A 14,455-nucleotide genomic window follows, 5' to 3' on the forward strand; every position below is an offset into this window, starting at 1 on the left:
TTTGGCTTCGCGCCCTCGACAAAAATCCCTGCGCCAGGAGCCGCGCTGGGTTCCACCACGGGCTCCTAGTGGGACGAGGTCATCGCCAGCTCACCGCCCTGATCGCCGCCGTGTTCATCGGTGTGGCCTGGGGATGCGTCGAGCGACCACTCAGTGGCGAAGAGAACCTCGCCGATATTCACCGTGAGCCCGCCTGCATCGTCCTCGTCGGGACCCGCGGCTACTGGAACGACGGCACACAGCAGCTCATCCTCGACTGGGAGGCAGACAAGAGCATCTCCCTTTGTACCTGCATGAGCGAAGAAGAGTATGAAACCGCGGTGTCCGTGACGACGCGCTCGCAGACCTGCTCCTCGAAGCATGCACGGCCTACAGCAAGCGCTATGGCTATGACTGGGACGACTGCGACGCCGATCATGAGTCGGGCGCGTGGCTGGACTTCATCCGCTGGTGGGACGACGAAAACTTCGACTTCGCCTACGATGGCCTCGACTGTGCTCCGCCCGAGACTGCGGAGGGCTGTCAGGTCGAGCCCCCGTCCAAAAACGGCAGCGCGCTCCTTTGGTTCGCGTTGATTCCATTCGTCTTCGGCTGGCGTCGACGATCGCCGAGCTACTCGGACTCACCCCGCCCCGCCGCGCGCCCAAAGGTCCCCGCCAGCCGCTCGACCACCGCCTGCAGCTCCGGCGGCGACTGAACCTCGAAGTCCTCGCCCAGCAGCCCAATGTGCAGCGCGAGGTGATAAAACGAGCCCCCGCTGGTCTCGAGCAGGCAGCGCTGCGCGTCGATCTCGCTGACGTGCGCGGCCAGGGCGGGGACCTTGGCGCGCACGCGATCGTAGGGCGCGTGGATGATCACCCGCGCGGGCTGGTCGCTGCGGACGCCGCTGACCGAGCGAGAGACCAGCGCGACCAGGTCTTTGCCGGGCGGCTCGCGGCGGACGAAGCGCTCGCCCTCGCGCACCTTTCCGTCGATGCGGTCGACCCTGAAGGTCCGCCAGTCCTCGCGCTTGCGATCGAAGGCGGCCAGGTACCAGCGCCCGCCGAGGTGGACGAGGCCGTGAGGTTCGACGATCCGCGAGCTTCGCTGCGAGGCCCCGTCGACGTAGGCGAAGCGCACGATCTTGTCGGACCACGAGGCCTGGGCGATGGCGCCGAGCACCTGCGAGGACACCGACGGCCCCCTGAGCGGGAGCTGGGCGATGGCCCGGTGAAAGCCCGCCAGGCGGCCGCGCAGGCGCTGCGGCATGACCTGCTCGAGCTTGGTCATCGCGCGCAAGGACGCCTCCTCCAGGCCCTCGACCCCTGTCACCAGGGCGCCGCGTAGGCCCACCGACATCGCCAGCGCCTCGTCGTCATCGAGCAGCAAAGGCGGCAGCCGGCTGCCGTGCTCGAGCTGGTAGCCGCCCGCGACCCCCGAGCTCGAGGCCACGGGGTAGCCGAGGCTGCGCAGCCGCTCCACATCGCGGCGCACGGTCCTCGGCGTCACCTCGAGGCGCGCCGCCAGATCGGTCCCCGCCCAGAAGCGCTGCGACTGGAGCAGCGCCAGCAATCGCAACAAACGCGCCGAGGTGTCGAGCATGCCGACTTTTTAGCGTACCGCGGACATCGAGGACAGAACCTGTCCGCAATTGGGAGTAGCTTGGCTCTCGTCGCGGGGCTGGGCCTCGCACCAACCCACCACTCCCCACACACGAGGAAATCATCATGACCAGCATCACCCTTTACACCGCCACCCGTCCTTCCAGCGCCAGCCCCGTCGAGCAGGCCCTGCTCGAGCTCGACATCCCCCACGAGCTCGTCCGCCTCGACCTCGACGCGGGCGAGCAAAAGAGGCCCGAGTTTCTGGCCATCAACCCCAACGGCCTCGTCCCCGCCCTCGTGATCGACGAAAAGCCAATGTTCGAGGGCCTGGCGATCATGCAGTACCTGGGCGATCGCTTTGGTGTCGAGCGTGGTCTGTGGCCCGCGGCGGGCAGCGCTGCACGCCTGCGCGCCGTCTCCTGGTCGACCTGGAGCTACGCGCACCTCCAGCCCTTCGTCCGCCTGCTGATCGTCTCGACCTCCGCGATGGTGCCCGAGGCCCTGCATCACCCGCCGCTGGCCGAGCTCGCCCGGGCCGAGCTCAAAAAGCGGCTCACGGTGCTCGAGGGCGAGCTCGAGCGCGACGACTACCTGCTCGGCAGCGACTTCAGCCTCGCCGACCTGATCGTCGCGGGCGTGCTCGGCTGGGGCGTCAGCATGGGCGTGTCCCTCGACGGCCTGCCGCGGACCGGCGCGTGGCTGAAGCGCTGCATGTCGCGGCCCTCGGGCGCCAAGCTCGGGAAGTGAGGGCCACGGCCGGGGGAGTCGGGGGCTAGGACTACTTGGTCAGATGGGGATCGACAACGATCCCCAGCTGTGATCTGCTGCGGGGGTGACTCCAGAACAAATCTCCCGGGTGGGGGCCGAACTCGAGGAGTTTCTCGGCTACATCACTCATCAGATGGGTCGCAGCGAGCGGCGCGAGGCCCTCGCCAACTACATGCGTGGGCTTCTCCTCGATGGCGAGCGCAAGAGCATGGTGCCCATCGCTCAGCGCCTCGCAGCCGCGCCCGGTGACAGCGAAGCCATCCGCCAGCGACTCCAGCAGGCGATCACGATCGCTGATTGGGACGAGTGGGAGCTGTTTCGCCGACTCGCCCTGCGCGTCGAGGACAAGCTCCCGGGCCTCGACGCCTTCGTCATCGACGACACCGGCTTCCCCAAGAAGGGCAAGCACTCCGTCGGGGTACAGCGTCAGTACTCGGGGACGATGGGCCGCGTCGACAATTGCCAGGTCGCAGCAAGCCTCCACCTCGCCAGCGAGGCGGGCGGCGCTTGCATCGGCATGCGCTTGTTTCTTCCCGAGGTCTGGGCCAACGACCCAAGGCGCCGGACCAAGGCAGGCGTCCCCGAGGAGCTCTCCCATCAAACGAAGCTCGAGCTCGGCCTCGGCATGCTCGACCGCGCCCTCGAATGGGGGCTCGCGCCTCGACCGGTGCTCGCCGACGCGGCCTACGGCGACTCGACGGAATTCCGCAAGGGACTCGAAGAACGCGGGCTCCACTACGTACTGCGCATCTCCGGCAACGCGGTCGTATGGCCGCCAGGGACGTGCCCGAGCCCTCCTCCGTCCAAAGCTCCCGGCACCAGGGGGCGGCCACGAACAAAGTGGGTCTCCCCCGAAGGAGTCGAGCCCGTCTCGGTCGAAGAGCTGGCGAAGAGCTTGCCTGCCAGGCGCTTCCGTCACGTCGAATGGCGCCACGGGACGCGCGGGCCTCAGCGGCGGCGCTTCGCGGTGCTACGCATCCGAACCGCGCACCGGCATCGGTCAGGGCACCCACCGGGTGAAGTGCAGTGGCTGCTGTGTGAGTGGTCCTACAAGAAGAAGGAGCCAACCGCGTTTTATTTGTCGAACTTGCCCGCGAAGACCACGGTCAAGAGGCTGGTCTACCTGGCCAAGCTTCGCTGGCGGATCGAACGGGACTACCAGGAGATGAAAGGGGAGCTCGGCCTCGACCACTTCGAGGGACGAACATGGCGAGGCTTCCACCACCACGTCGCCCTGGTCGCCGCGGCTCACGCCTTTCTCACGCTCCACCGCGTGATTTTTTCCCCGGAGGACCCGGAGGCGGAAAGCACAGCGAGCCGAGCCGGGGCTGACCATCCAGGCATTCCGAGCGTTGCTACAAGTGGTCCTGCTTCACTTGCTGGGTCACTGTCCCATGTGCGGACGTGACATCGACCCACGGGGGCCACCGATCAGGCCCTCGCGGATGTGATCAAGTCGTACTAGAGCGGCGATCAGTTTGAATTGTTAATAGATTCCGATCGCTTAGCGGCGCGGTTCGACAACGTCTGGCGGTCGTGATCCCGTAGGCCTCACACGAGGCCACGCATGACGCTCCCCCGCTGGAACCCTCCCGTCACTCTGTCTCCCCGCGAAGCCCGCATCCGCAAGCGCGTCGGCAAGAAGCGCAAGCTGTTTGGCTGGTCGCGGTAGAGACGGGCCTTAGCTCGAGGGTTCGGCCCGCCCCCCGCACAGATCCCAGCGAGCGGAACTACCGCACTGGGCTCCTACCTCGGGTGTTGGCGTCGAAGCGGATGGTTGGCCAAGGATGAAGGATCTGAGCTCGCGGCAGCCATCGGCCAGCCAGGTTCTTCATCCGCTCCCAGGTTAGTCGATGCCGCTGGCTTCGGCGCCGAAGCGCTCGCAACCAGAGACGGACGACCTCTCGGCAGAATTGTCCCAGCTTCTCGATGTTGGTCGGCACCGCATAGTACCCGAGGTGACCTCGTAGTACGCGAGCCAGCCATGCTCCTTGAGCGGGTAGCGGATGATGCCGTCGACGCATCAGCTCTCGTCCGATGGCCTTCAGCTTCGCCCGCATGCGCTTGGTCGATGTGTGACGCAACAGCAAGAAACGTCCGCGCCTGGACTTCCCACAGATGTGGATGAAGCCCAGAAACTCGAAGGTCTCTGGCCGTCCCTCCCCTCGGTCTCGACGCTGCGCCGCAGCAAACCTGCCGAAGCGAAGCAAGCGAGTCTTGTCGGGGTGCAGTTCCAGTTCGAACGCGTGCAGTCGCGCGCGCAGAGCGTTCTGGAACCGTTTCGCATCCGACTCGCGCTGGAAGCCTGATCAGCGTCAATTATTTTTTCCGATTGGCGACGATTATTCCTGCCGGTGCGAGACTTGCGCGTCCCCGTGCACGGCGACCTCGCGCGCGGGGTAGTTGTCGTTCGGGCAGTTGTCGCAGCCCGGTGTAGTTGTCGTCGGGCGTCAGCCCTTCTTGCGCCCCTTGGCCTTCTCGGTCCGGTAGCTGGACACGTTGAATTCCAGGATCACCGAGTGGTGCACGAGCCGGTCGATCGCGGCCGAGGTCGCCATCTTGTTGTTGAAGATCCGGTCCCACTCGCTGAAGACCAGGTTGCTCGTCAGCGCCGTCGAGCGTCGCTCGTAGCGCTCGGCCAGCAGGGTGAAGAGGACCTCGGCCTCCTCGGCCGACTGCTTGACGTAGCCGATGTCGTCGAGGATCACGAGCTCGAAGTTGTCGAGCCGACGCAGCTTCCGGGGCAGCTCCAGATCTCGCTTGGCCGCGAGCAGCTCCTGGATCAGCGAGTAGGTCGGCGTCCACAGCACCGAGCGGCCCTGCTCGACGAGGGCGTGGCCGAGGGCCGCGAGGGCGTGGCTCTTGCCGACGCCGGGCAGGCCGAAGGCCAGCACATTGATCGCCTCGTCGAGGAAGTCGCCGGCTTGCAGCTCGCGGAGCTTGCGGACCACCGGTCGCGGCAGCCGCTTGTCGTCGAGGGTCTCGAAGGTCTTGCCGACGCTGAGCTTCGAGGCCCGGCGCAGGCGAGCGACTCGGCGAGCGTGGCGGGCCTCGGCCTCGAGGTCCAGGACCTCGGCGATCGTCGCCAGCGCTGGCTCGTGGCCGTCGGTGACCAGGCGCGGGACCAGCTCCTCGGCCGCGGTCGTCAGCTTGAAGCTGCGCAGCAGCGTGGTGATCTGCTCGGCGTGGGCGGGGGGTCGAGGGTTCACGCCGCACCTCCGAGCAGCTCGTCGTAGACGCCCAGATCGGGCTCGCCGACCTCGAGCTGCGGGACCTCGGACTCCGTGGGCTGGACCCGCTGCTTGACCGTCGCGTAGTCGAAGGGCGCGCCGGCCTCGAGCAGCTGCGCGAGTTCGGCCTCGACCGTCGACTCCATCGTCATCGCCGCGAGGTGCAAGATCCTCACGTAGTCGACGTGGCCGCGCCCGGGTCGAGCGCGCTCGAGCGCGTCGTAGGCCCGGCGGAAGATCAGCGAGGGGTACAGCTCCTCGCGGAAGCAGTAGTTGGGGAAGGCCCCGGGCTTGCGCACCAAGGAGGCGATCACGTGGCGGTAGTCGATGCGGTGCGCGCCTTCGCCTCGCAGCCGCGGGAAGGTCTCGACCACCTCACCGCCGTAGCGCAGCTCGACCTCGTTGGCGTGCAGCCGGACCTCGACCTGGTGGCCGATCAGCTGCGAAGGCACCGAGTAGATCCGCCCCCGCACCTTGATCGTGCTCCAGCGCCGGACCTTCGGCGTCTCGGTCGTGTAGGTCGGCACCGGCTTGATCGGCAGCGGCCTCAGCAAGGGGCTCTCGAGCTCGAGCTTCGCCGTGACGTGCTGGTTGTGCTCGCGCTCGAGGGTCTGCTGGACGAAGCGCTCGTAATCCTCGACGCTGGCGAAGTCCCGGCTGCCCCGCAAGATCAGCGCCTGCTTCAGCAGCTTTTTGGTTCGCCGATGCCGGACCTCGACCGCGCCGTTTTCGTGCGACTTGCCCACGTTGATGCGCCGGACCGTCTCGATGCCCAGATGCGTGCACGCGTCCGCGAAGCGCTTGTTGAGGCTCCGGCCCCGCGCCTTCTTCAGCTCGTGCGTCGCCGCCGACATGTTGTCGAGGGTCAGCTTCCGCGGCACCCCGCCCAGGGCCCACAGTGCCCGCTGGAGCCCCTCGACCAGCGCCTCGTAGCTCTCCGACAGCGCCACGCAGGCCCAGGTCCACGCGCTCGCGACCAGGACCAGCTCGAAGAGCAGGTGGCGGAAGGGCTCGCCCGCGATCGTCACCTGCAGCTCGTTGCAGTTGGTGAAGTCCAGCGCCGCTTCCTCGCCGGGCGGGTGCTCTTGCTGGAAGTAGACCTCCTTGTCTGGTCCGTGCAGCGCTCGCCAGTCCCGGACCCGCCGCTGCATCGTCCGCAGCTGGCCCTGGTTGAAGCGCTCGGGCTTCTCCTCGATCAGCTGCTTCAGCAGCGTCTTGGCTTCGAGCTCGCCCTCCTTGTCCCGCTCGAGCAGCGGGACGATCTTCTCCTCCCACACCCCCTCGAAGGGATCCTTGCGCGTCCGCCAGTGCCGCGGCTCCTTGGTCTGCGAGGGCAGTGGCCCGCTCTGCCACTTCCGCGCCGACCTCACGCTCATTCCCGCCGCCGCTGCTGCGGCCTGCTGTGTCTTGCCTTGGTTCATCTTGCTCCGTAGCAGCCGTACTTGCTCGTCCGTGACCACGTGGGGGCTCCTGCTCCCCAGCGTCCCACGCGCGTTCTGGCTGGCTCGGACCGGCAGGTTTAGTTGTCGTCGACCGGCAAAAGTTATTGTCGTCGATCAGAAGCCCACCACGAAGTCGTCGGCATACCGCACGATGATCATCTCACCGACAGCATGACGCTTCCTCCATTGCTGGGCCCAAAGGTCGAGAACGTAGTGAAGGTAGATGTTCGCCAGAAGCGGCGAAATCGTCGCTCCTTGAGGCGTCCCACCCTCGGGGTACGTCATCTCCCCCTGCTCGAGGATGCCGGCTTTGAGCCACTTGCGCAGCAGCCGAACGATCCTCTTGTCCGCGATCCGATGCTCGACGAATTTGATCATCCACTCGTGGTCGATGGCATCGAAGAAACCACGAATGTCCGCGTCGAGCACCCAGTTCACCTTCCTCCGCTGGACTCCAGTAGCCAGGGCATCCAGAGCCTGATGAGGGCTCCGCCCAGGCCGAAACCCGTAGGAGAAGCCGAGGAAGTCGGTCTCGTAGATGGCGTTCAGCACCTCGACCACCGCACGCTGGACGATCTTGTCCTCCAACGACGCGATACCCAGCGGACGCTGCCGCCCGCCAGGCTTCGGGATGTAGACACGCCGAGTCGGCTTCCCTCGGTACGCCCCTCGGTGGAGTCGGTCGAGCAGGTCACGAAGGTTGTCTTCGAGACGCTGCCCGTACTCCGCCCATGTCACGCCGTCGGTGCCGGGAGCCGCCCGCCTACGCAGCGCGTAGTAGGAGGCCCTCAGCCGTTCGAGCGTCACATGATGAAAGAGCGCCGTGAACTTCATCTTCTTGTCTTTCCTCGCCGCCTCCCGCACACGATCGAGCGCACTTGGCGTGCTTCCCCGGCACTGCGTCCGGCGCACGTTTTGCTCGTCCGTGTTCCCCTTGGTCGGTCCCCTTCCCTCCACCACCTCCTCAGCCCTGCGGGCGTCGTTCGGCGGCTTCGTCGGTACTATGGGCCCGTCCGACCTCTCCATCCCGTGCACCACCGGCGTGTGGCCGACGGCCTTCCCGGTGCGGCCCGAGCCACCATCTCGCTCGGGCGGGGTGGAGATCTCCCGGTTCTCGCGCAAAGAGGTTCCGTGCGTGCGAGGGGGTCTCCGACCGCGCGGGGTCACCCAACTCCTCGCGCTGACGGCGCTGGGCGTGTGGCCTTCCGCTTTGCTTAACAGCGTCGGCACCCCGAGTTGACCTGATTTCGCGGCTCAATACCCTGCCCGCACGTGCCCCTGTCAACGCTTCGCCTGCGACCTCGCGATCGTCGACGCATGACTCGGGGTCACCGTGGGTCGCTACTCCTTCGGTGTTGGACTCTTTCATTCCTTCCTCTCTGCCGGTTTATCCCGGCGCACTAAGCACTCGGTGAGGGCGTCTTGCGGGCGCACGGAGGCTGTGGCACCGCCCGAGCACGAGCACCGAGCTCGATCAGCCCGCCACGACGTCGCTCGGCGACCAGTTGTGGGGCAGCAGCTCCGCCAGCCCTTTGTTCGGCCAGTGATCGGCGATCCGATTTGCCCGGGCATCACCGCGGCCCCAGCCCCGCGTCCGCCAGCGCTCGCGCGATCTCGTCCGGGTTGGTAGCGATGCGGGGTTGTGCGTGCGACCACGGCGTGGTTGTTTTGCCGCGAGTCGATGGTCGTGTAGGAATGCTCACGGTCAGCGACGGCCATCGCAACGTGTTGGTGCTTGGCCGCGTTGCGGCGCTCGACCGCGGGCCAGGCCGGGCTGTGCGCGCTTGCAGCTCGCGCGCGGCCTGACGCTCACGCGGTGGTGATCGTGGTCGCGTGGGCAGGTCTCGCGCTTGGCCGGCCGCATCGCGGGCGCGCAAACCAACCGATCGCACGTCGGCATCGCGCCCCATCACCAATACCGACCGGGCAGTCGGCGCGCGACAATTCGCTCGTCGCTATGGTGCGCCCGCATGCGAGACCAGCTGATGCGCGAGATCTTCGAGCTCAGGCGCAGCGACCTCGGCTCGTTGGCGGATGCGACCCAGCTCCACACGCGCTATCCGGGCCTCGCGCGCCAGCTCGATGGCATCGACACGCTGGCCAAGTCGCACCGTAGTCCCGGAGGTCGGGCGATCCGCGAGTGGAACCCGATCGCCCAGCGGCCCTACCTCGCGTTCTTCATGCCGGCTCCTTATCGCGAGCCGCCCGAAGCTGGCGACGAGATTCGCTACGACCACTGGCCGGCGATCTGCCAGGACTTCGCCGAACTCGGCCACGAGCTGCTCCACATCCTGGCCTGGGAGCCGTTCTTCGTCGGCGAGACCAACCCCCTGACTTGGGCCGACGACGCGTTCATCTCGTACATGCACCTGAGCGAGGCTGCGTGCTTCTTCCATAGCGACGTCCTCTACCGCGACCTCACGCTCGGGATCCTCGGCGACGAGCGTCTGCGTCATCGCTCGGTCGGGTTCTCGACCTTGTGTCAGAGCCTCGAGGTGCTCGCCGCGGCTGGGTTCGAGCAGCCGTGCGAGCAGCTCGAGCGGACCATGGACATGTTCGCGCTCGAGCGGGCGTCGCTCGATTGGGGGGCCGACCTGCCGGCCTTCGAAGCGATGCGCGCGCGGATCTTTCGCTTCGTCATGCTCTCGCAGCAGGTCCAGGCGCGGCTCCTCGTCCACATGCGCAGCTCGGGTATCGCCGACGAGTTCTACGAGCGCTTTTGTCGGATCGACGGACTGCCGCGCGCGCACGAGGCCGCGCTGGCCGGGCCCGAGGAAGGCTCGATCCGCGCCTACATCCACGAGCTGCTCGCCGCGCTCGCGCGCGGTGTCGGCCCGGAACCTGGCGTTCGAGTGCGTCGCAGCGCGCAGGCGCGGGCCTACTATCTGTGGCAGCTGGCCCACGCTGCAGGCCGAGGACTGCTCGCCGACGCCGATGGGCTCGAGTTCGAGCCCGGGTTGTTCGACCCGGCGCTCGCCGCCTACGCCGAGACCCTCGTCGCGCTCGCCCGCGAAGGCCCAGACCAGGCGACGGCGCGGTTGTTTGCGGCCAACGAGCTCGCCCAAGCCGTCGTCGATCGGCTCGCGGCCCGCGGGGCCTACGTCAGCCAGCGTCAGCTGATGCTCGCTGACAGCGACTTCGAGCGCCTAGGTCTGCCGATGATCGGGGTGACCGGCGGTCAGCTGGGCGAGGCACCCTCGGCTCGTCACGCATGGTTGATGCGCTGCCCGATCGACTGGGCCGGGCTGATGTGTAGCGATGGTGGCTTGCGCGAGGCGCTGCGGGTCGCGCTCGACGAGCGATGCGACGACGGGCACCGCCACGCCGCCCTCGACGAGTTCGCGCGTGCCCCCGCGGTCCGCAGCTACTGGGCCGTTCACGCCAGCGAGTTCGACTTCATCCGCGGGCGGTTCCGCGAACCCTGCTTCGAGCTGATCTAGCGACATGACCGAGCTCATCCCCATATCTCCCGATCAACTGGCGACGGCCGGAGGTCTCGACGCGCTGCTCGGCGGCCCGCCCCAGGTGGTGCGCGAGCCCTTCCGCGCCAGCCCTGGCCACGACCTGGGCCTGGCCGAGCTCAGCGAGCTGCTCGCCGACGAGCCCGCAGTCCTCGTTGAGCCCTACGAGCAGTTCCTCGGCGCCGAGCGGGGCCTGCCCCAGACCTACGAGACCACCTACGGCAGGTTCATGGCCCTGGCCACGACGACCACCGAGCTCCCGCTCTACATCTCGGAGCACAAGACGCCGCGTCCGCTGCTCGACCAGTTCGTGCTGCCAGCGGCGATGCATGGGCCGTTCGAGCCAGCCCGCAGCTACGCGTTCGTCGGCGCGGCCGGCAACGTCGCGCCGTTCCACTTCGATGGTGATGGTCGCCACGTGATGCTCTACCAGCTGCTCGGGACCAAGCGGGTCTACCTGCTGCCGGCCGAGTCCGGTCACCAGCTCGATCCGGTGTTCAACTTCTCCGGTGTCCGCTTCCACGACCTCGATCACGAGGCCCGCGCGCGCTTCGTGGCCGAGGCTGGCGGCTGGTGGGCGCAGATCGGGCCCCGCGACGGGCTCTACATGGGGCCGGGCGTGTGGCACTGCGTCGACTACCTGGACTTCAGCTTCTCGATCAATTTTCGCTTCGGCCGCAGCTTCCCCCACTTCCTCCAGAGCATCCTCCCGTCCAACCATCGGCTCGGCATCATCATGGCCAGGACCGTGGGCGGCGCAGACGTCGACGAGCAGCTCGACTGGAGTCGGCGCTTGCTGGCGTCGTTCTATCGCCCGTACGAGACCAGCCTCGCCCGTTACCGCGATCTGATCGCGTCGCTCGACGATCGACTCGACACCCTCGGGGCTTCGCATTGCGTCCATCGTCCTTACGCCACGCTCGACGTCGAGGCCCGCGCCGTCGCTGGCGAGCTCGAGCTGCGTGCGACCGACGTGGCCGGCTACGACCACCTGATGCGCGTCGGCGAGCGCCGGTTCAGCGCCTCGATCGAACTCGAGCCGGCGCTGCTCGAGCCGCTTCACGCCGCCCGCGCGGTCATGCCCGAGGGTCGCTGGGATCGGTGGATGTCCTTCCTCGGCCTCCCGGTCGAGCCCGAGCGCCTCGACCCGTGCAGTGCGGCGATGCTGTACGAGCTCACGACCTTTGGGATCAAGTCGCGCGAGCCACGTCACCACCGCTCGCAGGTAGGCGCGGCATGACCCGGATCGTCCGTTCCGCGCTCAAGCTCCACGCCGACATCGAGCTCGACGGGCCCGATGGTCGGCGCCTGGCCTTCGTCAAGTTCGACGGCTTCAAGCAGACCCACGCCGACGACGTCGAGCGCGAGCGCGCGGCGCTGAGCTTGCTCGCCGACCTCGCCGTGCCCGCGCTCATCGAGCTCGACGACGCGCAGCGCCGGGTGTTGTTCGGCGCACTCGACACCGACCCGCTGTGCACCGAGCACGTCGGTGAGCGCATCGGCAAGCAGCCGTGCTCGGCCGACCAGCTGATCGGGCTGTGGCTGTTCGTCGCCGAGCAGCTCGCCGCGTTTCGTCGCCGGCGGCTGCTGTACTCCGACATCAAGACCGAGAACATCATGGTCAGCCCCGACCTGTCGCGGGTCACGATCATCGACCTCGAGGGCTGCGCGGTCCTCGACCCCGAAGACAGCTACGGCGCCTGGCAGCTCAAGCAGACCCGCCCGTTTGGCGCGCCCGAGCACGACCTCGCCCTCGACACCGGCAACGGTGAGGTCACGGAGGCCTGCGTGGTCCATCAGCTCGGCAGCATGATGTGTCACTCGTGGAACTTGAGTCAGGCCGGGCGCGGGTGGTTCGCAGACTTTCGCGACCACGCGCATCTTCGCGTGGCCTGCCAGGCTGCGGGTCGCGGGCGACTGCTGGCGCTGATCGAGCGCTGCATCGAAGCAGACCCGCAGGCGCGGCCGCCGACGATCGCCGCGGTCTGGGCCGAGCTCGACGCGCTGTCCGTCGAACCAGCCCATGCGGAGCCTCGACGAATCTTCACCGAGCTGCGCGCGCCCTATGCCCACGCGCTCGCCGAGCATGACCATGCCTAGCCCGAGCCAAGCGTCGACCGAGTTCATCCATCCCTACGTCTCGCCCGTCGTGTGGGGGTTCGAGCAGCCAGGCTTTCACGCCAGCGCGAGCGCAGCCCGCGAGCAGATGCTCGCCCGGCTCGCGGCCGCCGAGCATCCGCTCGACCGTGTCGGTCCGTGGCTGCGCCGCTCCGGCCAGCAGCCGGAATTCAGCGGTCCATGGCGGCCCAAGCTCTACCTGTGCGTGGGCCCGGCCGACTACTGGCGGGTCGTCGAGCGTGTCCACACCTGCACCACGGTCGCCGCTCACTCGATCGCGCTCAAGACCTTCGTCCACGCCGATCCCAAGCTGTCGATCCGCGACGCCGCTGCAGATGATCACGTGTTCGCGCGGCCCGACAAGATCGTCGTCTACACCGGGCTCGCGCCGCTCGAGCTGCTCGTCGATGCCCTCGCCGCGTGCGTCGGCGAGGCCCAAACCCACACCCTCGCGCACACCGCCGCGCTCGCCCGACATGGCCTCGGCGCGGGCGTGGCCAGCGAGGCCATCCGCGTCGCTGCCGACCCACGGTTCTTGTCAGTCAGCTGGCGGACCTACGAGGCGTTCGCGCGCACCTGGCTGGCGATCAACGCTGCGGTGGTCGACGCCGAGTACGGCAGCGACGCCTGGCTCGCGCGAATGAACATCGCGCCCGACGGCGGCCCGTCGTGCCTCGACCCTGATGTCGCGACCACGCGGTTCATCGGGACCCAGTGGCGGCGCATCGTCGGCGACGACTTCGACGGCATCTACTGAGCAGCGACGACCGGCCACAGGTCGAGACCCACGGGCGGGAGCTCGTCGACGGCTTCGCACTCGCAACCAACATAGATCCACCCCAGCAGACCCCGATGAAGGCTCGCAATTTCGTCAGCATGGTTGTCGGCAGCCATCGCCAGCGGATCGACGCTCGCGACGATCGCTCGCGCACGCTCGAGGTGGTCGGGATCGCGGTCGAGGCGAAACGCGTTGAGGTAGGCCTCGGCCACGCCCAGCGCCCCGCAGCACAGCGTGTCGTTCATCGACTCGCGGGTGAAGTCGAAGCGGCCCATGAGCTCGAGGCCACGCTCGGTCAGCGCGCGGTAGCGCCGATCACCCGACAGCGCCGCGGCCAGCGCGAACCCGTGGACCATCCCCGGCGTGCCGTTGCACCAGCCCTGAAACGCAGCGATGCCGCCGACCGCGTGGGGCCACAGCGGGCGCCCATCGGCGTCGTCGACCACGCTCGCGCAGACCAGCTCGTAGGTCCACGCACGGAACGCCTCGATGAACGGGCACGGTCGTCGACGGTGGCCGACCTCGAGCGCCACGGCCTGACCCGCGAGCCCGTGGGCGAGGCCGAGTACACGCCGCTCGGCCTGACCGATGCCCGGCTCGAGCTGGGCGTAGAGCTCGTCGATCGCCTGGTCGAGCAGCGGTCCGGCGACCGGGTAGCGGCCGACCAGCTGCGCGAGCCCAGCGACGACGCCGGCGGTGCCGAGGAACAGATCGGGGCCAAATTCGCCGCCCGCGAGGACGAACGATTCGAGCTCGGACTCGACGCACGGACCCTGGTCGGGATCGATGTCGGCCATTGTCGCGCGCGCGAGGCTGCGCCCGAGCGAGCCCACGAATGCCGCCCGCGCACCTGGCTTGATCTCGCCGCTAGGCGAGCGCAGCCGCACCCGCGCGAATCGGGTCATTGTGGCGTGCTCGATGCCCACCCGCGAGAGCGTGCCAATCAACCACGGGTAGCCGAGACGCGAATTTGCAATCCCATCGTAGAGAGTGCTCGCGCCTCGGCTCCATATTTCATCGAGCTCGAGATACTGGATGGCCAATTGCCCGAGTTCGACCATTGTTGGCGAGATCG

Annotated in this window: 13 protein-coding genes; 7 read left to right on the plus strand and 6 right to left on the minus strand. The window is 67.8% G+C overall.

All coding sequences use genetic code 11. The features are described from left to right. Positions 1–612: 612 nt before the first annotated feature. The gene (locus tag G6O69_RS35145; protein WP_172307838.1) at positions 613–1,581 is read right to left on the minus strand and encodes a YafY family protein; all 969 of its coding nucleotides are present in this window, start codon (positions 1,579–1,581) and stop codon (positions 613–615) included. A gap of 125 nt (positions 1,582–1,706) precedes the next feature. Here G6O69_RS35145 and G6O69_RS35150 point away from each other — a divergent pair, with 125 nt between their 5' ends. The 3 genes from G6O69_RS35150 (at position 1,707) to G6O69_RS35160 (ending at position 4,660) form a co-directional block, all read left to right on the plus strand. Further along, a complete protein-coding gene (locus tag G6O69_RS35150; RefSeq protein WP_172307839.1) occupies positions 1,707–2,330 on the plus strand; it encodes a glutathione S-transferase family protein in 624 nt (207 codons plus the stop codon). Between the two features lie 85 nt (positions 2,331–2,415). Beyond that, the gene (locus G6O69_RS35155; RefSeq protein WP_172302544.1) at positions 2,416–3,759 is read left to right on the plus strand and encodes an IS701 family transposase; all 1,344 of its coding nucleotides are present in this window, start codon (positions 2,416–2,418) and stop codon (positions 3,757–3,759) included. Positions 3,760–4,471: 712 nt separating this feature from the next. Further along, complete coding sequence (locus tag G6O69_RS35160) at positions 4,472–4,660, plus strand: hypothetical protein (protein WP_172307840.1); 189 nt, start codon at positions 4,472–4,474, stop codon at positions 4,658–4,660. Positions 4,661–4,801: 141 nt separating this feature from the next. Here G6O69_RS35160 and istB read toward each other — a convergent pair whose 3' ends face one another. The 4 genes from istB to G6O69_RS35180 form a co-directional block, all read right to left on the minus strand. Continuing rightward, complete coding sequence (gene istB, locus G6O69_RS35165; RefSeq protein WP_172301660.1) at positions 4,802–5,560, minus strand: IS21-like element helper ATPase IstB; 759 nt, start codon at positions 5,558–5,560, stop codon at positions 4,802–4,804. Then, complete coding sequence (gene istA, locus G6O69_RS35170) at positions 5,557–7,002, minus strand: IS21 family transposase (RefSeq protein ID WP_172301650.1); 1,446 nt, start codon at positions 7,000–7,002, stop codon at positions 5,557–5,559. Before istA ends, istB begins: the two co-directional genes overlap by 4 nt. A 135-nt stretch (positions 7,003–7,137) precedes the next feature. Further along, positions 7,138–8,145: a reverse transcriptase domain-containing protein gene (locus G6O69_RS35175; RefSeq protein ID WP_346017125.1), complete on the minus strand. Its 1,008-nt coding sequence runs from the start codon at positions 8,143–8,145 to the stop codon at positions 7,138–7,140. A gap of 583 nt (positions 8,146–8,728) precedes the next feature. Continuing rightward, the gene (locus G6O69_RS35180) at positions 8,729–8,887 is read right to left on the minus strand and encodes a hypothetical protein (RefSeq protein ID WP_176397267.1); all 159 of its coding nucleotides are present in this window, start codon (positions 8,885–8,887) and stop codon (positions 8,729–8,731) included. A 106-nt stretch (positions 8,888–8,993) separates the two neighbouring features. Between G6O69_RS35180 and G6O69_RS35185 the strand changes: the two genes are divergently transcribed. From G6O69_RS35185 to G6O69_RS35200, 4 genes are read left to right on the plus strand one after another with little or no spacing between them, the layout of a single operon-like run. Next, the gene (locus G6O69_RS35185) at positions 8,994–10,463 is read left to right on the plus strand and encodes a hypothetical protein (RefSeq protein ID WP_172307841.1); all 1,470 of its coding nucleotides are present in this window, start codon (positions 8,994–8,996) and stop codon (positions 10,461–10,463) included. A gap of 4 nt (positions 10,464–10,467) precedes the next feature. After that, entirely contained in the window at positions 10,468–11,724 is a 1,257-nt protein-coding gene (locus G6O69_RS35190; protein ID WP_172307842.1) for a hypothetical protein, read from the plus strand. Next, positions 11,721–12,584 (plus strand): hypothetical protein, encoded by an 864-nt coding sequence (locus G6O69_RS35195; RefSeq protein ID WP_172307843.1) that lies wholly within the window; start codon positions 11,721–11,723, stop codon positions 12,582–12,584. Before G6O69_RS35190 ends, G6O69_RS35195 begins: the two co-directional genes overlap by 4 nt. Continuing rightward, positions 12,571–13,359, plus strand: coding sequence for a hypothetical protein (locus G6O69_RS35200; RefSeq protein WP_172307844.1), 789 nt, complete (start codon positions 12,571–12,573; stop codon positions 13,357–13,359). The genes G6O69_RS35195 and G6O69_RS35200 overlap by 14 nt, the downstream gene beginning before the upstream one ends. Here the strand turns inward: G6O69_RS35200 and G6O69_RS35205 are convergent. Next, positions 13,353–14,441, minus strand: a complete 1,089-nt coding sequence (locus G6O69_RS35205) for a lanthionine synthetase LanC family protein (RefSeq protein ID WP_176397268.1) — start codon at positions 14,439–14,441, stop codon at positions 13,353–13,355. The two genes, G6O69_RS35200 and G6O69_RS35205, sit on opposite strands and share 7 nt — an antisense overlap. Positions 14,442–14,455 lie beyond the last annotated feature (14 nt).

Source organism: Pseudenhygromyxa sp. WMMC2535 (assembly GCF_011083025.2).

What these genes read in the sequence shown, in the direction of transcription:
- G6O69_RS35200 (WP_172307844.1), top strand. Translation starts at nt 12,571, where the DNA reads ATGACCATGCCTAGCCCGAGCCAAGCGTCGACCGAGTTCATCCATCCC.
- G6O69_RS35190 (WP_172307842.1), top strand. Translation starts at nt 10,468, where the DNA reads ATGACCGAGCTCATCCCCATATCTCCCGATCAACTGGCGACGGCCGGA.
- istA (WP_172301650.1), bottom strand. Translation starts at nt 7,002, where the DNA reads ATGAACCAAGGCAAGACACAGCAGGCCGCAGCAGCGGCGGCGGGAATG.
- G6O69_RS35205 (WP_176397268.1), bottom strand. Translation starts at nt 14,441, where the DNA reads ATGGTCGAACTCGGGCAATTGGCCATCCAGTATCTCGAGCTCGATGAA.
- G6O69_RS35195 (WP_172307843.1), top strand. Translation starts at nt 11,721, where the DNA reads ATGACCCGGATCGTCCGTTCCGCGCTCAAGCTCCACGCCGACATCGAG.
- G6O69_RS35180 (WP_176397267.1), bottom strand. Translation starts at nt 8,887, where the DNA reads ATGCGGCCGGCCAAGCGCGAGACCTGCCCACGCGACCACGATCACCAC.
- G6O69_RS35185 (WP_172307841.1), top strand. Translation starts at nt 8,994, where the DNA reads ATGCGAGACCAGCTGATGCGCGAGATCTTCGAGCTCAGGCGCAGCGAC.
- G6O69_RS35145 (WP_172307838.1), bottom strand. Translation starts at nt 1,581, where the DNA reads ATGCTCGACACCTCGGCGCGTTTGTTGCGATTGCTGGCGCTGCTCCAG.
- G6O69_RS35150 (WP_172307839.1), top strand. Translation starts at nt 1,707, where the DNA reads ATGACCAGCATCACCCTTTACACCGCCACCCGTCCTTCCAGCGCCAGC.